At 62.7% G+C, this 19738-nt stretch carries 23 protein-coding genes; 12 read left to right on the top strand and 11 right to left on the bottom strand.

From position 1 onward, the window contains the following. Positions 1–12 precede the first annotated feature (12 nt). The gene (locus tag IHE39_RS05550) at positions 13–1161 is read right to left on the bottom strand and encodes a pyridoxal phosphate-dependent aminotransferase (protein ID WP_192565768.1); all 1149 of its coding nucleotides are present in this window, start codon (positions 1159–1161) and stop codon (positions 13–15) included. Between the two features lie 136 nt (positions 1162–1297). Here IHE39_RS05550 and IHE39_RS05545 point away from each other — a divergent pair, with 136 nt between their 5' ends. From IHE39_RS05545 to aat, 6 genes are all read left to right on the top strand, one after another. Then, on the top strand, positions 1298–2698 hold the full coding sequence (locus tag IHE39_RS05545) for a M48 family metalloprotease (protein ID WP_192565767.1): 1401 nt from the start codon (positions 1298–1300) through the stop codon (positions 2696–2698). Positions 2699–2844: 146 nt separating this feature from the next. Beyond that, a complete protein-coding gene (locus IHE39_RS05540) occupies positions 2845–3663 on the top strand; it encodes a DsbA family protein (protein WP_192565766.1) in 819 nt (272 codons plus the stop codon). A 131-nt stretch (positions 3664–3794) separates the two neighbouring features. Then, on the top strand, positions 3795–4229 hold the full coding sequence (aroQ, locus tag IHE39_RS05535; RefSeq protein ID WP_192565765.1) for a type II 3-dehydroquinate dehydratase: 435 nt from the start codon (positions 3795–3797) through the stop codon (positions 4227–4229). A gap of 29 nt (positions 4230–4258) precedes the next feature. Then, positions 4259–4726 (top strand): acetyl-CoA carboxylase biotin carboxyl carrier protein, encoded by a 468-nt coding sequence (gene accB, locus IHE39_RS05530; RefSeq protein ID WP_184769057.1) that lies wholly within the window; start codon positions 4259–4261, stop codon positions 4724–4726. 17 nt (positions 4727–4743) lie between these two features. Further along, the gene (accC, locus tag IHE39_RS05525) at positions 4744–6087 is read left to right on the top strand and encodes an acetyl-CoA carboxylase biotin carboxylase subunit (RefSeq protein WP_192565764.1); all 1344 of its coding nucleotides are present in this window, start codon (positions 4744–4746) and stop codon (positions 6085–6087) included. A gap of 12 nt (positions 6088–6099) precedes the next feature. Continuing rightward, positions 6100–6717 carry a leucyl/phenylalanyl-tRNA--protein transferase gene (gene aat / locus IHE39_RS05520; protein ID WP_192565763.1) on the top strand — a complete coding sequence of 206 codons (618 nt, stop codon included), beginning with the start codon at positions 6100–6102 and terminating at the stop codon, positions 6715–6717. A gap of 9 nt (positions 6718–6726) precedes the next feature. Here the strand turns inward: aat and IHE39_RS05515 are convergent, their stop codons facing one another. From IHE39_RS05515 to IHE39_RS05505, 3 genes are all read right to left on the bottom strand, one after another. Then, positions 6727–7104 carry a hypothetical protein gene (locus IHE39_RS05515; protein ID WP_192565762.1) on the bottom strand — a complete coding sequence of 126 codons (378 nt, stop codon included), beginning with the start codon at positions 7102–7104 and terminating at the stop codon, positions 6727–6729. Between the two features lie 69 nt (positions 7105–7173). Next, positions 7174–7584 (bottom strand): DUF2155 domain-containing protein, encoded by a 411-nt coding sequence (locus tag IHE39_RS05510; protein WP_434781292.1) that lies wholly within the window; start codon positions 7582–7584, stop codon positions 7174–7176. Positions 7585–7896: 312 nt separating this feature from the next. Then, the gene (locus IHE39_RS05505) at positions 7897–8295 is read right to left on the bottom strand and encodes an NADH:ubiquinone oxidoreductase subunit NDUFA12 (protein ID WP_184769053.1); all 399 of its coding nucleotides are present in this window, start codon (positions 8293–8295) and stop codon (positions 7897–7899) included. A 156-nt stretch (positions 8296–8451) separates the two neighbouring features. On the opposite strand from IHE39_RS05505, the gene IHE39_RS05500 reads away from it, so the two are divergent. From IHE39_RS05500 to panC, 3 genes are all read left to right on the top strand, one after another. After that, the gene (locus tag IHE39_RS05500) at positions 8452–8934 is read left to right on the top strand and encodes a hypothetical protein (RefSeq protein WP_184769052.1); all 483 of its coding nucleotides are present in this window, start codon (positions 8452–8454) and stop codon (positions 8932–8934) included. 130 nt (positions 8935–9064) lie between these two features. Next, entirely contained in the window at positions 9065–9901 is an 837-nt protein-coding gene (panB, locus tag IHE39_RS05495; protein ID WP_192565761.1) for a 3-methyl-2-oxobutanoate hydroxymethyltransferase, read from the top strand. Then, on the top strand, positions 9898–10758 hold the full coding sequence (panC, locus tag IHE39_RS05490; protein ID WP_192565760.1) for a pantoate--beta-alanine ligase: 861 nt from the start codon (positions 9898–9900) through the stop codon (positions 10756–10758). The genes panB and panC overlap by 4 nt, the downstream gene beginning before the upstream one ends. Here panC and IHE39_RS05485 read toward each other — a convergent pair. The 5 genes from IHE39_RS05485 to IHE39_RS05465 form a co-directional block, all read right to left on the bottom strand. Next, positions 10755–11246: a GNAT family N-acetyltransferase gene (locus IHE39_RS05485; protein WP_184769049.1), complete on the bottom strand. Its 492-nt coding sequence runs from the start codon at positions 11244–11246 to the stop codon at positions 10755–10757. The two genes, panC and IHE39_RS05485, sit on opposite strands and share 4 nt — an antisense overlap. A 4-nt stretch (positions 11247–11250) precedes the next feature. Further along, positions 11251–12753 carry an Asp-tRNA(Asn)/Glu-tRNA(Gln) amidotransferase subunit GatB gene (gene gatB, locus IHE39_RS05480; protein WP_192565759.1) on the bottom strand — a complete coding sequence of 501 codons (1503 nt, stop codon included), beginning with the start codon at positions 12751–12753 and terminating at the stop codon, positions 11251–11253. A 159-nt stretch (positions 12754–12912) separates the two neighbouring features. Further along, entirely contained in the window at positions 12913–14244 is a 1332-nt protein-coding gene (locus tag IHE39_RS05475) for a sensor histidine kinase (RefSeq protein WP_192565758.1), read from the bottom strand. Then, positions 14241–14972, bottom strand: coding sequence for a response regulator (locus tag IHE39_RS05470; protein WP_434781281.1), 732 nt, complete (start codon positions 14970–14972; stop codon positions 14241–14243). The genes IHE39_RS05475 and IHE39_RS05470 overlap by 4 nt, the downstream gene beginning before the upstream one ends. A gap of 76 nt (positions 14973–15048) precedes the next feature. Further along, complete coding sequence (locus IHE39_RS05465) at positions 15049–15894, bottom strand: MipA/OmpV family protein (protein ID WP_192565756.1); 846 nt, start codon at positions 15892–15894, stop codon at positions 15049–15051. Positions 15895–16288: 394 nt separating this feature from the next. On the opposite strand from IHE39_RS05465, the gene IHE39_RS05460 reads away from it, so the two are divergent. Next, positions 16289–16546 (top strand): YjhX family toxin, encoded by a 258-nt coding sequence (locus IHE39_RS05460; RefSeq protein ID WP_192565755.1) that lies wholly within the window; start codon positions 16289–16291, stop codon positions 16544–16546. 63 nt (positions 16547–16609) lie between these two features. Here the strand turns inward: IHE39_RS05460 and IHE39_RS05455 are convergent, their stop codons facing one another. Both IHE39_RS05455 and IHE39_RS05450 read right to left on the bottom strand, forming a co-directional pair. Continuing rightward, the gene (locus IHE39_RS05455; RefSeq protein ID WP_184769046.1) at positions 16610–17041 is read right to left on the bottom strand and encodes a CBS domain-containing protein; all 432 of its coding nucleotides are present in this window, start codon (positions 17039–17041) and stop codon (positions 16610–16612) included. Between the two features lie 102 nt (positions 17042–17143). Further along, positions 17144–17878, bottom strand: a complete 735-nt coding sequence (locus IHE39_RS05450; protein WP_192565754.1) for a rhomboid family intramembrane serine protease — start codon at positions 17876–17878, stop codon at positions 17144–17146. Between the two features lie 381 nt (positions 17879–18259). Here IHE39_RS05450 and IHE39_RS05445 point away from each other — a divergent pair, with 381 nt between their 5' ends. Next, positions 18260–18898: a PAS domain-containing protein gene (locus tag IHE39_RS05445; protein ID WP_192565753.1), complete on the top strand. Its 639-nt coding sequence runs from the start codon at positions 18260–18262 to the stop codon at positions 18896–18898. 117 nt (positions 18899–19015) lie between these two features. Next, positions 19016–19633: a PilZ domain-containing protein gene (locus tag IHE39_RS05440; RefSeq protein WP_184769043.1), complete on the top strand. Its 618-nt coding sequence runs from the start codon at positions 19016–19018 to the stop codon at positions 19631–19633. Positions 19634–19738: the final 105 nt, after the last annotated feature.

The following is a 19738-nucleotide window of genomic DNA, read 5'->3' as shown; positions in this document are numbered from 1 at the left end:
GGCGGTTGCATTTCAGCGCAGCCAGCGCTCCAGCCGGTCCATGGCCTCGATCATTTCGTCGTGGCTGCCGGCATAGGAGAATCGCATGTAGCGGTGGCCTGCGAGCGGGTCAAAATCCCTGCCCGGCGTCGCCGCGACATGGGCTTCGGCCAGCATGCGGCTGGCGAACTCCATGCTGTCATTGGTCAGCCGCGACACGTTGCAGAACGCATAGAAGGCACCGTCCATGGGAGCTGCGAAGTTGAAGCCCAGCTCCGGCAGCCTCTTGGCCAGCAACTCGCGGTTCCAGGCGTAGCGTGCCTTGATGACCTCGAGCTCATCGCCGACATTGAACGCCTCGATGGCCGCGACCTGCGACAGTTCCGGCGCCGAGATGTAGAGCGATTGCGCGATGCGCTCGACCGGGCGCACCAGCCGCTCCGGCAGCACCATCCAGCCGATGCGCCAACCGGTCATGCAGTAATATTTGGAAAACGAGTTGATGACGGTGACGTCAGTGTCATAGGCGAGCGCCGTCACGTCGGGCGCGCCATAAGCCAGCCGGTGGTAGATTTCGTCCGAAATCACCGCGATGCCGAGTTCGCGGGCGGTATCGACAAGCGCCTTGAGGTCGGCCGCCGGCACGACGGCACCGGTCGGGTTGGCGGGACTGGCAAACAGCACACCTTTCAGCGGTTTTTGCGCATGCGCGGCGCGCAGGTGCTCGGCATGCAGATAGGCAGCGCCCTCCAATTCGATCTCGACCACGTCAAGGCCGAGCGCGCCCATGATGTTGCGGTAGGCAGGATAACCGGGGGCTGCGATCGCCACGCGGTCGCCAGCGTCGAACATCGCGAGGAACGCGAGATTGAAAGCCGCCGACGAGCCGGTGGTAACGGCGATTCGCGAAACCGGCACGTCGATGCGGTAGTGCTCGGCGTAATGGGCCGATATCGCCTTACGCAGGTCAAACAGCCCGAGCGCATCCGTGTAGCCGATGCGGCCAAGCTTGAGCGCAGCGGCAGCGGCATCCCGCACCCGCTGCGGTGCTGGATCGGAAGGCTGGCCGACGGCCATCGAAATGACCGGCGCGCCCAAGGCCTTGAGCCTGTTGGCTTCGGCCAGGATGTCCATCGCATGGAAGGGTTCCACCTCGCCGCGCCGTGAAATCGCAACCGCCATTTTCGTCTACTTTCTACTGTCGCCCGCCAGGCAATGTGCCGCACAAATGCCTGATTGATATGGGGATCACAAGTTGATGAGTTTTTTGAACCAGCCTTTTCACAGCCCGATGGCTCGTTTACGAGTGTTCCCCGCCATGCAGAGCATCACAAGTCTTTCGCGTTTCATCGCAAGGTCAACGCGCGCGGTCACCGCACTTGCTTTGTCGGCCGGGCTTGCGCTCGGCTCGACCGGTGCTGCCCATGCGCAGAACGTGCCGATCGTGCGCGACGCCGAGATCGAAGCCCTGGTGCGCGACTACGCCCGGCCGATCCTCAAGGCTGCCGGGCTCGCCAATTCGAACATCAACATCATCCTCGTCAACGACCCGGCGTTCAATGCCTTCGTTGCCGGCCGGCGCATGTTCATCAACACCGGCGCGCTGATGACCGCCGAAACGCCGAACGAGATCATCGGCGTCATCGCCCATGAAGCCGGCCACATTGCCGGCGGCCACCAGGAGCGCCTGCGCGACCAGCTGGCGCGCGCCCAGACCATGGCCATCGTCGCCGCCCTGCTCGGTGCCGGCGCGATGGTGGCTGGTGCCGCCACCGACACCAGCGGCCTTGGTGCGGCAGGCGCAGGCGTCGTTGCCGGTGGTTCCGAAATGGCGCGGCGCAGCCTTCTCGGCTACCAGCGCTCGGAAGAGACCACCGCCGACCGTTCGGCGATGACCTATCTCAACGCCACCGGCCAGTCGGCTCAGGGCATGCTGAAGACCTTCCAGCGCTTCCAGACCGCACTGTCGCTGTCGGGTGCCAGGGTCGATCCCTACCAGGTCAGCCACCCGATGCCGCGCGACCGCATCGCCAATCTTGAGACGCTGGCGCGCGAGAGCCCGTTTTTCGACAAAAAGGACTCCGAGGCACTGCAGCAGCGCCACGATATGATGCGGGTGAAGATCGCCGCCTACACTCAGGGCCAAGCAGCCGCCTCGCGCCTGCTGCGCGGCACCGACGGGCTTGCCTCGCATTATGGCGACGCCCAGTCGACCTATCTGTTCGGCGACCTGCGTTCGGCGCTGACCAAGACCGATGCGCTGATCAAGTCGCAGCCCAAGAACGCCTATTTCCACGAGTTGCGCGGCGACATCCTGATGAAGTCGAACAAGCCCGCGGCCGCAGCGGAAGCCTATACCACGGCAGTCCGGCTCGATACGGCGAAGTCAGGCATCCTGCCGATCGCGCTTGGCCAGACCTACCTTGCGGTCGGAACGCCCGACGCGCTCAAAAAGGCCGTCGTTGAAATCCGCAAGGGCCTCGACCGCGACCGCGAGAACGCCTCTGGCTACCGCTATCTCGCCCAGGCCTACGGCATGCTCGGCGACGTCGCCGATGCCGACCTTGCCACCGCCGACGGCCATTATTACAGCGGTGCCTACCAGGACGCCAAAATCTTTGCGATGCGGGCACAGCAGAAACTTCAGCGCGGTTCGCCGGGCTGGGTGCGCGCGCAGGACATCATCAACTACAAAGCGCCGAGCAAGAAAAAGAAGTGAACCTTCTTTCGGTGGACAGCGACACACAGCGCCGCGCGACCCCTGGGCGCGCAAGGACACTGTGAAACTTTAAACCTGATGCATGACCCCGAAAATCGTTTCATTTTCGGGGTCATGCATAAGCCCCAAGGCTGGAGTTTAGAACCATGAAAAAAGCACTTCTTCTCGGCACGACGGGCATCGCTGTCGCCTTCGCCATGCTGGCCTTCGGCTACCTCGCGGGGTCACCAAACGCCGCTCATGCCGAAACCGCCGCTGCCCAGCCATCCGTGTCCGCCACTGGTAGTCTCGACAAGAAGCAGGTCGAGACGATCGTGCGCGACTACCTGCTCAACAATCCCGAGCTGCTTCTCGAAATGCAGGGCGCGCTGGAAGCCAAGCAGAAGGAAGAGCAGCGCATCGCCAGCCTCGACGTGATCAAGCAGAGCAAGGACGAGATCTTCAACTCGAAATACGATGGCATCGTCGGCAACCCTGACGGCAAGGTCACCATCGTCGAGTTCTACGACTACAATTGCGGCTACTGCAAACGCGCCCAGACCGACATGAACGCGCTCGTCAAGACCAATCCCGACCTGCGCTTCGTGCTCAAGGAGTTCCCGATCCTCGGACCGGATTCGCAAAAGGCTCATGTCGTGTCGATGGCGTTCCGCAACCTGATGCCGGAGAAGTACGGCGAGTTCCACGACAAGCTGATCGGCGGCGAAGGCCGCGCCAGCGAAGACAACGCCATCAAGCTCGCCGTCGATCTCGGCGCTGACGAAGCCAAGCTGCGCGAAGCGATGAAGGATCCCGAGATCGGCGAGGCCTTCAACCGCACCTACGAACTTGCCAACAAGCTGCAGATCTCCGGCACGCCGTCCTATGTCGTCGGCAACGAGGTCGTCTTCGGCGCGCTCGGCCAGGATGTGTTGGCAGAAAAGATCGCCGCGGCCGCCGCTTGCCAGGCAAATTCCACCTGCTGAACAAGGATTGTTCAGCGCGAGCCGTTGTGGACAGCGCAAGAAGTCGCTTGCGCTCTTTCCGCGACGGCTTATGCCGATTATAGAGGGTCCGCCGCGCCAGAGAGGATCTGGCGGGTGGAAAGGTCTGTAGATTGAAAACGGTTTTCGTCCTCAACGGTCCGAACCTTAATATGCTGGGCAAACGCGAGCCCGGGATTTATGGCGGCAAGACCCTGGCCGACATCGAAGCCGACTGCCATGCGGCAGCCGCCTCGCTTGGCCTTGCAGTCGATTTCCGCCAATCGAACCACGAGGGCGTACTGGTCGACTGGATCCACGAGGCCGGCGAGAAAGCCGCCGGCATCGTCTTGAATGCAGGCGCCTACACCCACACCTCGATCGCGCTGCAGGACGCCATTCGTGCCGTCTCGCCGTTGCCGGTCGCCGAGGTGCACCTTTCCAACATCCACGCCCGCGAACCGTTCCGCCATAAATCCATGGTGGCTCCGGTGGCCGTGGGCATGATCTGCGGCTTCGGGCCGCTGGGATACACGCTGGCGCTTCAGGCGCTGGCCGCCCGGCTCTGACCGGAAACAGGAAGAGAAAAGGCTTAAACATGGCGACGAAGAAGACCGACGGTGTTGATCAGCAGCTCGTCCGCGATCTCGCAGGAATTCTGAACGACACCAACCTGACCGAGATCGAAGTCGAGCTCGGCGACCTCAAGGTGCGCGTCTCACGCCAGACGCAGGCAGTGCACACGGTTGCCGCACCTGTCATGGCAGCTGCTGGAGCGGTGAACTCGACCCCGGTTGCAGCCGTCGCGGCACCCGCGGTCGTCGACATCTCCAAGAACGCCGTGCCTTCGCCGATGGTCGGCACCGCCTACCTGGCACCCTCGCCCGACGCCAAGCCCTTCATCGAGGTCGGCTCGGTGGTCAAGGAAGGCCAGACGCTGCTGATCATCGAAGCGATGAAGACGATGAACCAGATTCCCGCGCCACGCTCCGGCACGGTCACAGCTATCCTGATCGAAGACGCGCAGCCTGTCGAATACGGCATGCCGCTCGTCGTGGTCGAGTAAGCCGGAAGGCTGCGCGCATGTTCCAGAAAATCCTGATCGCCAATCGCGGCGAAATCGCCCTCAGAGTGCTGCGCGCGGCCAAGGAGCTCGGCATCCAGACGGTTGCCGTGCACTCCACCGCCGACGCCGACGCCATGCATGTGCGCCTCGCCGACGAGAGCGTCTGCATCGGCCCGCCGCCTTCGCGCGACAGCTACCTCAACATCCACCAGATCGTCGCGGCCTGCGAGATCACCGGCGCTGACGCCGTGCATCCGGGCTACGGCTTCCTGTCGGAAAACGCCAAGTTCGCCGACATCCTGGCCGCTCACAACATCACCTTTATCGGCCCCTCGGGCGACCACATCCGCATCATGGGCGACAAGATCGAAGCCAAGCGCACCGCAAAGCGCCTGGGCATTCCGGTCGTGCCCGGTTCGGAAGGCGCTGTCAGCGACGAGAAGGAAGCCAAGCGCGTTGCCGCAGAGATCGGCTACCCGGTCATCATCAAGGCCTCCGCCGGCGGCGGCGGCCGCGGCATGAAGGTTGCGCTCACCGAGGCTGACCTTGAAATCGCGCTGCAGACCGCACGTACTGAAGCGGGCGCTGCCTTCGGCGACGACGCCGTCTACATCGAGAAGTACCTGCAGAAGCCACGCCACATCGAAGTGCAGATCTTCGGCGACGGTGCTGGCAAGGGCGTGCATCTCGGCGAGCGCGACTGCTCGTTGCAGCGCCGCCACCAGAAGGTCTGGGAAGAGGCCAATTCGCCCGCCCTCAACGCCGAAGAGCGCTCGCGCATCGGCGAGATTTGCGCCAATGCGGTCGCCAATCTCGGTTACTCCGGCGCCGGCACGATCGAGTTCCTCTACGAAAACGGCGAGTTCTACTTCATCGAGATGAACACCCGCCTTCAGGTCGAGCACACGATCACCGAAGCGATCACCGGCATCGACCTCGTGCATGAGCAGATCCGCGTCGCCTCGGGCGGCGGCCTGTCGGTCACCCAGAACGACATCCGCTTCCACGGCCATGCCATCGAGTGCCGCATCAACGCCGAGGATCCACGGACCTTCGTGCCCTCGCCCGGCACGATCACCCATTTCCACACGCCCGGCGGCCTCGGCATCCGTGTCGATTCGGGCGTTTACTCCGGCTACCGGATCCCGCCTTACTACGACAGCCTGATCGGCAAGCTGATCGTGCACGGCCGCAACCGCGTCGAGTGCATGATGCGCCTCAGACGCGCGCTCGACGAATTCGTGGTAGATGGTATCAAGACGACGCTGCCGCTGTTCCGCGAGCTTGTCGGCAACCCCGACATCGCAAATGGCGACTACGACATCCATTGGCTGGAAAAACATCTCGCGAAAGGCGAGTAGAATGAGGGTCGCATGACCCGACCTTATGCGCCCGGCTACAGCATACCCACCGACCTTCTTCTGAAGGCCTATGCGTCGGGCGTCTTTCCCATGGCCGAAAGCGCGTCGGATCCGGAAGTTTTCTGGGTCCGGCCCGAGACGCGCGGCATCATCCCCTTCGACGCCTTCCACGTACCGCACAGCCTCGCCAAGACGATCCGGCAGGGCCATTTCGAGGTCCGCTTCGACAGCGACTTCGAAGGCGTCATCGACGCGTGTGCCGAACGGCGCGCCGGTCGGCTTTCGACATGGATCAATGCGCCGATCCGCGAGGCCTATACCCATCTTCACCGCATCGGCAACGCCCACTCGGTCGAGGCCTGGCGCGATGGCGAGCTGGTCGGCGGGCTCTATGGCGTTTCGCTGGGCCGTGCCTTCTTCGGCGAAAGCATGTTTTCGCGCGAAACCGACGCCTCCAAGGTCTGCCTCGTGCACCTCGTCGAGCGCCTCAAGCAGCGCGGCTTCCTGCTGCTCGACACGCAGTTCACCACCGATCACCTGAAGCGCTTCGGCGCTGTCGACGTGCCGCGCGACAAATACGAGAAGATGCTTGCCAAGGCTCTTGTTGGCGAAGCCACATTCATGCCCTGAGCAGCGCTGCTAGCTCTTCGCTTTGCCCGTGTCCGTGCCGGTCGGCGTGTGGGCATGGAACATCATCTTCCAGCCCTGCATCCGATGAACGTAGCCGGTGCTCACCAGCGCCTGATACGGCTCGCCATTGTCGCGGATCGCCTTGGCCTCATAGGTCAGCATGACGATATCGCTGCCGGGTTCGACGATGCCTTGCAGCTTGATCTCGAGGTTGCGCCAGCGATGCGGCTTGGTCGCGGTCGCGGCCAGTTCGGCATTGCTCATCACACCGGCCATTTCCGGGAACGCGACAAGGCATTCCCTGTCGGCGTTTTCGGCGAAGAACTCCTGGTTGCCGGTCCAGAATTCCCGTTCGAGCTCGAGCAATTCGTCACGGTTGACGGTCACGGCGCGATCCTCCCGTTGGCATTGTTCACGACGCCAAACGTCAGGGACCCGATGCGGTTCCGAAAAAGATCAGTTGGTCTTGGCAGCTTGCGGCGCGGGAACGTCCGACTTCTGCTTGCAGGCCTTCAGCCAGACGTCATAGACGGCGTGCTCGACGGCGTTGAGGCCGGGGCTTTCGGCAAACATCCAGCCGGTGAAGATGCGCCGGATCTTGCGGTCGAGCGTGATTTCGTCGACTTCGACGAAGGAATCCGTCTTCGGCTCTTCGTTCTCCGGTCTGGAGTAGCAGACGCGCGGCGTCACCTGCAGCGCGCCGAACTGCACAGTCTCGTCGACATAGACGTCGAAGGTGATGATGCGGCCGGTGATCTTGTCGATGCCAGCAAACTCAGCAACTGCATTCTTGATCCGCTGAGGCGGTGCCGCAACCTTCGGCGCAGGCTGTGCTTCGCCGGGAGCCTGTTGTGCCTCGCCGGGCAAGGGCTGGACATCGATGGCCGGAAGATCATCGCCCTGTTCGACCTGCTGGTCGAGCGGCAGCTGCTCGATGCTGTCCTGGGCCATCGTCTGGCCAATCCCTGCGCACAGCGCCGCAGCCACAAGCAGGGCTTTCGCCTTTGATCGTCCGCTCGACGGATTCCGGCCAGGAAATGTCATTCAGTCGTTACCGCCGTTGCGCCCGGAGTGTGTCCCACTCGCTGATTCCCACGCGCCAAGGCTAATCGCCTGACGCCAATGGGCAAGGAGTTAGCCGCCAATTGTGGCGACAAATGTCCGCGCCGTTGAGCTGTCTTATGCGCCGGGCGTCCAGGCGTCGTAGTCGCCGGTGACCTGCGGACGATGCGTATTGCCCAGCACCGAACCCTTCGGGCGGTAAGCGCCGCCGGTGCCGGTCAGGTTCGGCTGGTGCGACTTCTGCCAGTCGCGCGGAATATAGTTGTCGCTCGGCGGCGCCACATCGACGCGATGGTGCATCCAGCCGTGCCAACCGGGAGGAATCAGCGAGGCTTCCGAATAGCCCTTGTAGATCACCCAGCGGCGGGTGCGGCCTTCCGAATCCTTGCCACCTTCATAGTAGGTGTTGCCGAATTCGTCCTGGCCGACCTTGGTGCCATTGCGCCAGGTGTGAAAACGCGTGCCAAGGGTCTGGCCATTCCACCAGGTGAAAAACTGGACAAGGAAATTCTTCATCGGATCCTCGCGACAGGCGCGTAAAAGTCTCCTGCTTATGGCGTCAGGCTGGCCCGATGGCAAGAGTTTAGACGCTCCAACTTGCCGCCTGCGACGATTGGCAGAGGATCAATCAACACCTACTGTTCGCCATCAGCGTCAAATCGGACCGCAACCATGCCCTTCATGCAATTCCTTGAAATGCTGAGCATGCTGGTGACGATCTTCGGCTTGCCGCTGGCCATCTTCTTCTTCGTCTTCGAGCAGCGCAAGGAACGTGTCAACGAGGAGGAGGAAATCTACCAGATGCTCTCCGACGGCTACACCGACTTCCTCAAGCTGTCTCTCGGCCATTCCGACCTCAGGCTGCAGTCGCAGGATGCGACCATCAATCTTACCGGCGAGCAGCGCGACCGCCTGCTGGCAATGTTCGCCATCCTGATCGCCCTGTTCGAGCGCGCCTATCTCGTCGCCTATGAGCCTGACATGCCCGAGCGCAAGCGGCGGCGCTGGGCATCGTGGGAGGATTTCATGCGCGAATGGTGCCGGCGCGCCGATTTTCGCAACGCCCTGCCCCAGCTTCTGCCTGGCGAGGACCCGGAGTTCGCCGTCTACATCAGGCGTCTGGCGCAGGAAGAGGCACCGCCACGCTCGTCCTGATGGACGATGCCATCTCGCATCTGCTCACGCCTTCATCTCGCACTTGCAAAATGTTTAGCCGATCCGTAATGGAATCCGGCCCGTTGGGCTCTCGGACCGGCCAGGCCGGACCGTCGAGGGAGGAAAAGACATGGCTTCTGACGCGCCTGCGGCTGCCGGCCGCATCACGCCCGCCGCTCTCTTGGCCCGCAAGGGCAAGGAGCCCATCGTCTGTCTCACCGCCTACACCTATCCGATCGCCCGGCTGCTCGACCCGCATGTCGACCTGCTGCTGGTTGGTGACAGCGTTGCAATGGTGCTGCATGGCCATCCGAACACCCTGGGTGCGACGATGGACATGATGGTCGCCCACGGCCAGGCGGTGATGCGCGGCTCTTCCCGTGCCTGCGTCGTCGTCGACATGCCTGCCGGCAGCTACGAGGACACGGTCGAAAACGCGGTCGCCTCGGCCAGCCGCATCATGCGCGAAACCGGCTGCGACGCGGTCAAGCTCGAAGGCGGCGTGGCCATTGCCGCGCAGATCGCGGCGATCGTCGCAATTGGCATTCCGGTCATGGGCCACATCGGGCTCTTGCCGCAATCGGTCGAGAAGGAAGGCGGCTACAAGATCAAGGGCCGCTCCGAGGCCAATGCCGAGGCACTTTATGCCGATGCAAGGGCTGTCGAGGCATCAGGCGCCTTTTCGGTCGTCATCGAGGGCACCGTCGAGCCGGTCGCGGCCGAGATCACCCGTCGCATCAGGATCCCCACCGTGGGTATCGGCGCCAGCCCCGCTTGCGATGGCCAGGTTCTGGTCACGGACGACGCTATCGGCCTGACCGTCGACCGCGTGCCCAAATTCGTCAAGGAATACGCACACTTACGCGACGTCGTCACCGATGCGGCCGCAGCCTACGCCCGCGACGTGCGCAGCCGCGCCTTCCCTGGCCCCGAACATCTGTTTTCACTGACCAAGGACAAGGCATGACCGTTGTCGTCGAAACCATCGCCGCCCTCCGTTCCCAGGTGCGGGCATGGCGTGCCGAAGGCCTCAAGGTCGCGCTGGTGCCGACAATGGGCGCGCTGCATGACGGCCATGTCTCGCTGATGCGCGCAGCACTCGAGCGCGCCGACCGCTGCGTCGTCTCGATCTTCGTCAATCCGCGCCAGTTCGCGCCGACTGAAGACCTCGACAAATATCCGCGCCAGCTGGCGCTCGACCTCGACAGGCTGGAAAAGGCCGGCGTCCACTTGGCCTTCATACCCGGTGTCGATGAGGTCTACCCGCAAGGCTTTGCTACCTCGATATCAGTTGGCGGCCCGTCCGCCGGGCTCGAAACCGATTTCCGCCCGGCCTTCTTCGACGGTGTTGCCACCGTCGTCGGCAAGCTGTTCATCCAGTCGGAACCCGACCTCGCTGTGTTCGGCGAGAAGGACTACCAGCAGCTGTGTGTCGTCAAAAAGCTGTGCCGCGACCTCGATTTGCCGGTCGAAGTGCTGGGTTCGCCGACGATCCGCGACGCCGAAGGCCTCGCCATGTCGTCGCGCAACGCCTATCTCAGCGAGGAAGAACTTGAGATCGCACGGCAGCTCAACAAGCTGCTGCGCAAGGCAGCTTCGCGGCTTCAGTCTGGCGCCGACGAACAGGCGACGATGGCCGCGGCGCGCCAGGCTATTCTCGACGCCGGTTTCGATGTAGTCGATTATGTCGAGGCGCGCGAAAGCGTGACGCTGGCGCCCTGGCGGAAAGACCGTGACGGCCGCGTGCTCGTTGCCGCCCGCCTCGGCAAGACGCGGCTCATCGACAATGTCGAGATAGCGGCCAGCCAAGCCGGCCCGATCTAGCCCAGCTTCTTTTCGAGGATCAGCGCGGGAATGCCGGACTGTTCAGCACCGCAATTGGCGGTCTCGCCGGCGCGCACGAAGCCACTGGCAGCGTAGAAGACCAACGCCGGCGCATTGGCCTCCTCAACTTCGACACGCATCGTCCGTGCTTCGGGAAAGCTCTGCTCGACTTCGTCGAGCAACAGCCGGCCGACCCCCGCGCGCTGGTTTCCCGGGCGTATGTAGAGCTGGTGCAGCACAAGCACCTTGCCGTCGCTGGTCGCGGCGGCAAAAGCCATACCGGCAATCTTCTTGCCGTCGTCGGCAACCAGGAACTCGGAATTGGGCCGCGTCAGCCGCGCCTTGAGCGAGGCCAGCGAATGCCACTCGGCCGTGATCTCGTCGACACGCTCGACACCGTAGATGGCATCGTAGGTCGCGTGCCACGTCTCGGCGAGCAGCGCCTTGATCGTCTCAAGGTCGCGCTCACTCGCCGTCCGGACAAACACCGCTCTATTCCTCGATGCCGAGCTTGGCCTTGACCAGGTCGTTGACCGCTTGCGGGTTGGCCTTGCCGCCCGTCGCCTTCATCACCTGGCCGACGAACCAGCCGGCCATTGTCGGCTTGGCGCGCGCCTGGTCGGCCTTGTCGGGGTTGGCGGCGATGACATCGTCGACGGCCTGTTCGATGGCGCCGGTGTCGGTCACCTGCTTCATGCCACGGCTCTCGACCAGCTCGCGCGGGTCGCCGCCCTCGTTCCAGACGATCTCGAACAGATCCTTGGCGATCTTGCCGGAGATCGTGCCTTCCTTGATCAAGTCGATAACCGCACCGAGCTGGTCGGGTGATACGGGAGCGTTTTCGATGTCCTTGCCGGCCTTGTTCAGCGCGCCGAGCAGGTCGTTGATGACCCAGTTGGCGGCAAGCTTGCCATCGCGGCCCGCAGCCACCTTCTCGAAATAGTCGGCGATCGCCTTTTCCGAGACCAGGATCGAGGCGTCATAGACCGACAGGCCAAGCGACGTGACCAGGCGTTCCTTCTTTTCGTCGGGCAGCTCGACGAGGTCCTTGGCGAGCGCGTCGACATAGGCCTGGTCGAATTCGAGCGGCAAAAGGTCCGGATCGGGGAAGTAGCGGTAGTCATGCGCTTCTTCCTTGGAGCGCATCGAACGCGTCTCGCCCTTGTGCGGGTCAAACAGGCGGGTCTCCTGGTCGATCTTGCCACCATCCTCGAGAATGGCAATCTGGCGCCGCGCCTCGTATTCGATGGCCTGGCCAACGAAGCGGATCGAGTTGACGTTCTTGATCTCGCAACGCGTGCCGAACTCGCCGCCGGGACGGCGCACTGACACGTTGACGTCGGCGCGCATCGAGCCTTCGTCCATGTTACCGTCGCAGGTGCCGAGATAGCGCACGATGGTGCGCAGCTTGGTGACATAGGCCTTGGCCTCGTCCGACGAGCGCAAGTCGGGCTTGGAGACGATCTCCATCAGCGCCACGCCCGAACGATTGAGGTCGACATAAGACATCGTCGGATGCTGGTCGTGGATCGACTTGCCGGCGTCCTGCTCCAGATGCAGGCGCTCGATGCCGATCTCGATGTCCTCGAACTCGCCTTTGCGGTCGGGGCCGACCGAAATGGTGATCTTGCCCTCGCCGACGATCGGCTGCTTGAACTGAGAGATCTGATAGCCCTGCGGCAGATCGGGATAGAAATAGTTCTTCCGGTCGAAGACGGACTTGTGGTTGATCTGCGCCTTCAGGCCCAGGCCCGTGCGGATCGCCTGCTTGACACATTCCTCGTTGATGACCGGCAGCATGCCGGGCATCGCCGCATCGACAAGGCTGACATTGGCATTGGGCTCGGCGCCGAATGCGGTTGAGGCGCCGGAGAACAGCTTTGCCTCCGACGTCACCTGGGCGTGCACCTCCAGGCCGATGATGACCTCCCAGTCGCCGGTGGCACCGGGAATGAAGCGCTTGGCATCGGGCGTACGGGTATCGATGAGGGTCATGGCGGCCTGCGTCATTGGATCGAGAAGATGCGGATCGAGAAGGTGCGAGCGCATAGTTTAGTGTGCGCCTTCGCTAGTGCAAACAGCCAATCGAGGCAAGCGTTGCCTGCTCGGCGGACGCAGCGGCGAGCAATTCCGGCTCATCACTCAGGGATTTGCCTAGGCGGCGACAAGGCCTCTCGGCAAGTCGACCTTGACCACAAGTCCAGTCGGCCTGTTTTCATCAAGCTCGATCTTGCCGCCATGGCCATGCACGATGTCGGCGACGATCGACAGGCCGAGACCGAAGCCGCGCCGGGCGTTCGCACCCCGTGATGCGTCGACCTTGTAGAACGGCTCGAAGACACGTGCCCGCACGGTTTCGGGGATGCCCGGCCCGTTGTCGCTGACCTCGATGATGGCCGCTTCGTCGGTCGCGGTCAGCAGAACCTCGACATTGGGCGCGAACTTGACGCCGTTGTCGCAAAGATTGGTGATGGCGCGCGCCAGCGCGTTCGGCTTGCACCAGCCGGGCAGCCGGTCGGGGCCGGTGTAGGAAACCGAAAAGCCGACATCGGAGAATTCGGCGCACACCGTCTGCACGACACTTGCGATGTCGGCGCGCTGCAGTTCCTCCGTCGAAACGTCGTTGCGCAGATAGGTCAGCGTCTCGTCGATCAGCCCTTCGATATGGCTGATGTCGGACAGCATGGCGCCGCGCAGCACACTATCGTCCATGCGCTCGGCTCTGAGGCGCAGCCGCGTCAGCGGCGTGCGCAAATCGTGGCTGACGCTGCGCAGCATGCGGGTGCGGTTGTCGATCATCGCCCGGATGCGCGCCCGCATGCCGTTGAGCGCACGCGCCAGGCCGACCATTTCGATTGAGCCGCGCTCAACGAACAACGCGTCGCCATTGTCGATCTCGGCCGAACCAACCGCCGCCGAAATCCGGTTCAAGGGATCAGTCACGGCCCACACGGCAAAGAACGAAAACAAGACAAACAGAACGACCAGCGCCAGCAGGTAGTAGGTGGCGGGGCTGACGAACTGCGACGTCAACACCGTGTCGGGGGCGCCGAAGAGTGCCACGGCCGTCTTCTCATCGAGATCGAAGACAAGCGCTGGCTGATCTGCGACCAGCAGCCAGAGCCCGCCGAGCGGTGGCGCCCTGTCGGGTGGAAACAGCGCGGCAATGATACGGCCGAGCGCCGTACGCTGCTGCGGCGAAGACGTGCCGGCGACCTGCTCGCGGCTCAACAACTGGAAATCCAGCCCGGCCTCGTTCGCGGCCTTGAGAACTGCGCCCCGTTTGTCAGGCCGCACCTGGCGCAACATGGCTGCGACCACACCGGCACGTTCGGCAACGATCTCCATGTCGGGCACGTAGTCGGAATTGGTGATACGCTCGAAGGCTGAGCCGAGCACGATGACGACGAGCATCGCCACCATGATGATCGCCATCAGCTGGCCGCGCAGAGACTGCGGAACAAGGCGGCGAAGCAACGCTTTCATGCCTCTTCCACCGTGGCGGTGAACAAATAGCCGCCGAGCCGGACTGTCTTGAGCAGCACCGGGTCGCGGGCATCCTTTTCGATCTTCTGGCGCAGCCGGCTGACATGGACGTCGATGCTGCGCTCGATCGGCCCGGCCAACCCGGCATGGGTCACGCCAAGCAGCTGTTCGCGCGACAGGACGCGCCCGGCATTGCGGCAAAAGGCGAGCAGCAGGTCGAATTCGTGCGTCGTCGTTGCCACCCTGGCGTTGCTGGGGTCATGCAACTGGCGACGAACCGGATCGATGCGCCAGCCGTTGAAGCGCAGCATCTTAGGCCGCGTGCGCTCCTGCGCCGGATATGCCGTGCGCCGCAGAAGCGCCCTGATCCGCGCCGTCAGTTCGCGCGCGCTGAACGGCTTCGTCACATAGTCGTCAGCGCCGATTTCGAGACCGACGACCCGGTCGATCTCCTCGCCAAGCGCTGTCAGCATCAGGATCGGAATCGTTGTTTCCAGGCGCAGCCGCTTGCAGATGCTGAGGCCGTCCTCGCCGGGCAGCATGACGTCGAGCACGATGAGGTCGAACATACGGTAACGCAGCAGCACGTCCATCTCGGCACCGCTTTCGGCGATTTCGACGGCCATGCCGTTTTCGATCAGCGTTTCACTGAGCATCCTGGCGATCTCGAAATCGTCCTCGACGATCAGGATGCGCGCGCCGTGCCGGGCCTGCGCAGCCAAGTTCACGTCGCTGTCGTTGCCAGCAAAACCAGGACTGGACCCAATATCGGACATCGCGATCCCGCTGAAAGGTTATCTTGTGCTAGAATTTATAGCCGACCAGCAGCATCGCTGCAGGCTGAAGCTTTTCCATGACCACCGGACTGTCCGCAGCATCCCCCACCAGCACACCAAGCTGCGCTTCGCCGCGCACGATCCAGTTCTGATTGATACTATAGGTTGCGGAAAGCGAGAAATCGGCACGCTTCAAACCAGCACCGGCATCGAAGCGCTTAAGCCCCGAACGCGTTGCCTGTTCGGCGCTGACGCCAAAATAGGCCTGCATGTGGTTCTCGTCGGCAACCACAGCTGATGCCGAAGCGCCAAGAATGAGCCGTTCCGAAACCGGCTGCGTCACCTCGAGCCCAACCCTGCCGACGAGGCCTTCACTGCCGCCGATCGTCTTGTCGAGCTGCGCGAAAAGCTCGACCGGACCGAGTTCGACGGCGGCTTTTGCACCAATGGTGGCGCCAAAATCGATATCGCCCATGCCTCTGAGATGATCGGAGTCGTCCTCCTGCCTGCCCAGCTCATAGCCAAGCCGCGCGATGAGCGCGAAGGCGTCACGCTCGAAGACAGCAAGGGTCGCGCCGGTGGGATCGATGGTCAGCGTGTCGAACAGCGTCGCCGAGACGAATGGCACCGGCGTGACCTTGAACTTGTCGGATCCTTCATATTCAGGCTGGATCAGCGCGCCGCCACCGGCAACCACATGCCACTCCGCCAGCTTCTCGCCGATGCGGCCGAAGCGGCTGGGATCAGGTACGGCGGTCAGCTCTTCCGACGTCGTATCCGCGGCAAGCGCGCCGGAACATCCCCAAAAGCCGAAAGCCAAGGCAACCAACGATGTCCTGAAGGAAATCGTTGCAGAACCCATTTTCGTGAACATGTGCACTCCAAAGCCGTGAGATGTGAGCGCCCCCGCCCACCAGGCAGCGAACCCGGCGACACCACCCATCCCAGTTCGAGACCGCGGCCTGTATGAAGTAATGTTAAGTTTTGTTGCGGACCTTGGGGGCGTGGCGGTGTGACCGCCATGCAACGCGCGCCAGCATTTGCCGCTGCGGGCTGGCATTTCGCCGGGTTGCCCGCTATCTCAGACCCATCCCGATGGAGTGTGGATGTTTAACTTGGCTGAGTCCCGCTAAAGCCCCGACCTTCCTGGGAAGGCGGGGCGTGAAAACCTGAAACCCCGTGCCGCGAGCAATCGTGGCGGCGGATTTTTTGTTTTGGCTGCTTCAGCGCCTGCTGCCGCAGCCAGGTTTTCCAGGACTCATTCCAAAATGGACATATCGCGCATAGAGCAGCGCATCCTGCATCTGCTCGCCCAAGGCGGGCGCATCGAAATCGAAAAAGACGACAACGACAGGATCGAGGACGTGATCTGCCTCACCCGCGAGGGTTGGCGCTATCCCGGCTTCGATCTCGCACTGTTCCGGAAGCTGAAGCGAAAGAAGGCTGTCGCCTCGTCGCAAGGCGGGCCTTACCGCATCACCAGGGTAGGCTTGAAACTGGTTCGCCCGGAACTCGACAACAGATAGCCGAACCTGCGCTTGAGCGCCGTGCTTCCCAAAAAGCGGCACGGCGCTCGAATGCGCATAAGCTCAGGCCGTAGCGATGTAAGCCTTGATTTCCTCGGCCTCGCGCTCGACGTCTTCGATGCGGCGCTTGACGACGTCGCCGATGGACACGATGCCGTAGAGATAGCCGTCGCGCTCGACCGGCAGGTGGCGGAAGCGACCGACGGTCATGATCTCCATGACCTGGTTGACCGTGTGGTTTTCGTTGCAGATCTTGACCTTGGGGGTCATCACGTCGCGCACCGCCTTTTCAAGGGCGGCACCACCTTCCTTGCCGATGATGCGAACGACGTCGCGCTCGGACAGGATGCCGACGATCTTGCGGTCGCCATTGGTCACGACGAGGGCACCGATACGATGTTCGGCAAGAATCCGAACCGCTTCCGACAGATGTACATTGGGCCCAATGGTAAAAACGTCATGGCCCTTCTTCTCGAGAATTGCCTTCACAGTCATTGTGGCCTCCTGCTGCTGTCGATCAGTCAAATCACTCCACGCCGGCCCACCGGGCCAACTGCATGGTGCGCTGCATTGGGCCGCATTTCAAGTAAAACGCACTCAGGCGAATTCGCGTCTGCGGTCGAAAAACCTGATGCCCAGGAAGCCTGCCAGAAAGCCGCCGATATGGGCTTCCCAAGCGATCTGGCTGTCGTCGCCCGGGGTAAGTCCGACGAGCCCGGTGACCAGGTTGATCACCATCCACACGCCCAGGAACGTCAGCGCCGTGCGTGAGCGGAAGACATCACGGATCGGCAGCGGCGCCCCTGCGAAGGCCGGCTTGCCTTGCGAACGGTCGACCTGGAAGCTGAAGCGCGCCGCAGCCCCCATCATTCCTGAAATCGCACCCGAAGCGCCGACCAGCGGTGCTGCGTCATTGGAATGCAGCACATAATGCAACGCCACTGCCGCCAGCGTCGTAACGGCGAAGAACGCCGAGAAGCGGATGTTTCCAAGACGATTGGCAAGCGGCGAACCAAAGGCTGCAAGCCACACCATGTTGATGATCAGGTGAGCGAAACCGCCATGCAGGAAGGCATAGGTCAGCGGGCTGGTGAACGCCCAGATTTCCAGCGCGTATTGCCCCGAATAGCGAACCGGAATGAAAGCCGTGCGGACCAGCAGGGCAAAATCCTGGTCGGGGCTCAGAATGTAGACGCGGCTGAGATGGATCGCCACGCAGGCGCCAACGATCGCGATGACAATGCCGGGCAGGTTGAACATCGGCTCACGGCGCTCGGGCACCGCGTCAACAATTTCGTCCGTATTGTCGGTGGGGCTCGCTGGCTCGCTCATGCACTTCCGATCCGGGTTCGGGTCCGGCGTTCGCCAGCCTCGTCCCATCTAGAACAGCCCGGCCCAAAGCGCAAAAAAGAAAGCCGCCCAGGGTTGCCCCTGGACGGCTGGTCGAGCCCCCCTGCCCGTCCCCAAATTGACTCTTGACTGAAGTGCTGCCGACCGCGCCTGCGCGGCCACTTCATGGAGTGAATTGAACGTGCCACGTATGCCCTGACGCAGCAACGTAAACCCTTTGTTAACCTTAACGTATCCGACCCGTTAACAACTGTTACCAAGACTGGCACGCGTCCTGCTCCGCGCCTCATGTAGTCCTCAAGAATGAAGCGATTCTGTCCAGAGATGGCACATCAGGCACAGAAACGCTCGGAGCGGAGCAATATGAAACAGAAAGGATCGCTGGCACTGTTCCAATATTGGAACCGCCTTCGCGACGGCCGACCCGCGCCCAAACGTACGGAAGTCGAGCCGGCCGAGATCAAGGCCCTGCTTGCAGACACTTTCATCCTCGAGCGCGACGCCCGCGGCGAAGCGGTCTTTCGCCTCGCCGGCACCCGGCTGTGCGCCACTTTCGGCCGCGAGCTCAAGGGGTTTTCGTTCCCCTCGCTGTGGCGCCAGAAGGACCAGCGGCTGATGGCCCGCCTTGCCTATGGTGTGTTCCAGCAGAAATCGGTGGTGGTGATCAACTTCGAAGGCTTCACGTCGAGCCTGCGCGCGACGACCTTCGAGATGCTGCTGCTGCCGCTCGACGGCGGCGTCGAGAACCCGCGCAGCCTGGGCGTTTTGTCGAGTGTCGACCGGCCGTTCTGGCTCGGTTCCGACCCGCTCACCGACGCCTCGATCGAAAGCGTGCGTGTCGTCGATCCCGATCTCGAGCCGATGTTCCTCAGGAACCGCCCGGCGGTCACGGTACCGTCGCTCGCACCAAGCGACAGCTCCCTTTCGGGCGAACCGAGCCCGCTCGATGGCGCGCGCCGGATACGCCATCTGTTCGTTCTTGAAGGCGGACGCGAAGAATAGCACAGTCGGGCCGCTCGCAAGGCCCGCTGCAAGGCGTTTTGTTAACCTCTTTGGCGGTAGTTTCCCGCAATAGCTCCCCGATGCGGTTCGGCGGGAGTTTGCAGATATGAGGGTAACATGAGGCCAGCGGCGATTGACTACGCGCCGTCACAGGCGGAGCGGCGCAACTTCCAGCGCGTTCGCGTGAAGATCTATGGCCGGTTCATGCTCGAGGATCGCACCGAGCATGCCGGACAGGTCGTCGACATGTCACCTGGCAACGTTGCCTTCCGCACCGACCGCTCAGGTGCGCCTGGCGAAAAGGTCATCGCCTATATCGACCATATCGGCCGTGTCGAAGGCGTCGTCACCCGCACCTTGCCGGATGGCTTCGCCATGACCGTAATTGCGTCCGACCGCAAGAAGGACAAGCTGGCAGCACAGCTGACCTGGCTTGCCAACAAGCACGAACTCGACCTGCCGGAAGATCGTCGCCACGAACGCGTCGCGCCGCGCAACCCGATCAGCGCCCTGCAGCTCATGGATGGCAGGCAGTATCCCTGCCGCATCATCGACCTATCGCTTTCAGGGGCCGCGCTTGAAATCGAGGTCAAGCCGGCGATCGGCGTCCAGGTTACGCTCGGCACCATGCGCGGCCAGGTCGTGCGTCATTTCGAAGATGGCGTCGCCATCGAATTCGCCGTCATCCAGCGCCCGGAATCGCTCGATACCGAGTTCAACCGCCCGCGCACCTGACAGCCTCCAACGTTTCACCAAAAGGTACAGCCTGACCTTCGCCGAAGGTCAGGCTGTTTGCTTTGGCCCTGCTCACCTGGGGCCGGAGCCACGGTTCGATGCCGT

This window comes from Aminobacter carboxidus (assembly GCF_014863355.1).
GTDB lineage: Bacteria > Pseudomonadota > Alphaproteobacteria > Rhizobiales > Rhizobiaceae > Aminobacter > Aminobacter carboxidus.
Note: the sequence above shows the minus strand (reverse complement) of the source record. Positions and strands in the feature narration are given on the sequence as shown.

What these genes read in the sequence shown, in the direction of transcription:
- IHE39_RS05550 (WP_192565768.1), bottom strand. Translation starts at nt 1,161, where the DNA reads ATGGCGGTTGCGATTTCACGGCGCGGCGAGGTGGAACCCTTCCATGCG.
- IHE39_RS05545 (WP_192565767.1), top strand. Translation starts at nt 1,298, where the DNA reads ATGCAGAGCATCACAAGTCTTTCGCGTTTCATCGCAAGGTCAACGCGC.
- IHE39_RS05540 (WP_192565766.1), top strand. Translation starts at nt 2,845, where the DNA reads ATGAAAAAAGCACTTCTTCTCGGCACGACGGGCATCGCTGTCGCCTTC.
- accB (WP_184769057.1), top strand. Translation starts at nt 4,259, where the DNA reads ATGGCGACGAAGAAGACCGACGGTGTTGATCAGCAGCTCGTCCGCGAT.
- accC (WP_192565764.1), top strand. Translation starts at nt 4,744, where the DNA reads ATGTTCCAGAAAATCCTGATCGCCAATCGCGGCGAAATCGCCCTCAGA.
- aat (WP_192565763.1), top strand. Translation starts at nt 6,100, where the DNA reads ATGACCCGACCTTATGCGCCCGGCTACAGCATACCCACCGACCTTCTT.
- IHE39_RS05505 (WP_184769053.1), bottom strand. Translation starts at nt 8,295, where the DNA reads ATGAAGAATTTCCTTGTCCAGTTTTTCACCTGGTGGAATGGCCAGACC.
- IHE39_RS05500 (WP_184769052.1), top strand. Translation starts at nt 8,452, where the DNA reads ATGCCCTTCATGCAATTCCTTGAAATGCTGAGCATGCTGGTGACGATC.
- panB (WP_192565761.1), top strand. Translation starts at nt 9,065, where the DNA reads ATGGCTTCTGACGCGCCTGCGGCTGCCGGCCGCATCACGCCCGCCGCT.
- panC (WP_192565760.1), top strand. Translation starts at nt 9,898, where the DNA reads ATGACCGTTGTCGTCGAAACCATCGCCGCCCTCCGTTCCCAGGTGCGG.
- gatB (WP_192565759.1), bottom strand. Translation starts at nt 12,753, where the DNA reads ATGACCCTCATCGATACCCGTACGCCCGATGCCAAGCGCTTCATTCCC.
- IHE39_RS05475 (WP_192565758.1), bottom strand. Translation starts at nt 14,244, where the DNA reads ATGAAAGCGTTGCTTCGCCGCCTTGTTCCGCAGTCTCTGCGCGGCCAG.
- IHE39_RS05465 (WP_192565756.1), bottom strand. Translation starts at nt 15,894, where the DNA reads ATGTTCACGAAAATGGGTTCTGCAACGATTTCCTTCAGGACATCGTTG.
- IHE39_RS05460 (WP_192565755.1), top strand. Translation starts at nt 16,289, where the DNA reads ATGGACATATCGCGCATAGAGCAGCGCATCCTGCATCTGCTCGCCCAA.
- IHE39_RS05455 (WP_184769046.1), bottom strand. Translation starts at nt 17,041, where the DNA reads ATGACTGTGAAGGCAATTCTCGAGAAGAAGGGCCATGACGTTTTTACC.
- IHE39_RS05450 (WP_192565754.1), bottom strand. Translation starts at nt 17,878, where the DNA reads ATGAGCGAGCCAGCGAGCCCCACCGACAATACGGACGAAATTGTTGAC.
- IHE39_RS05445 (WP_192565753.1), top strand. Translation starts at nt 18,260, where the DNA reads ATGAAACAGAAAGGATCGCTGGCACTGTTCCAATATTGGAACCGCCTT.
- IHE39_RS05440 (WP_184769043.1), top strand. Translation starts at nt 19,016, where the DNA reads ATGAGGCCAGCGGCGATTGACTACGCGCCGTCACAGGCGGAGCGGCGC.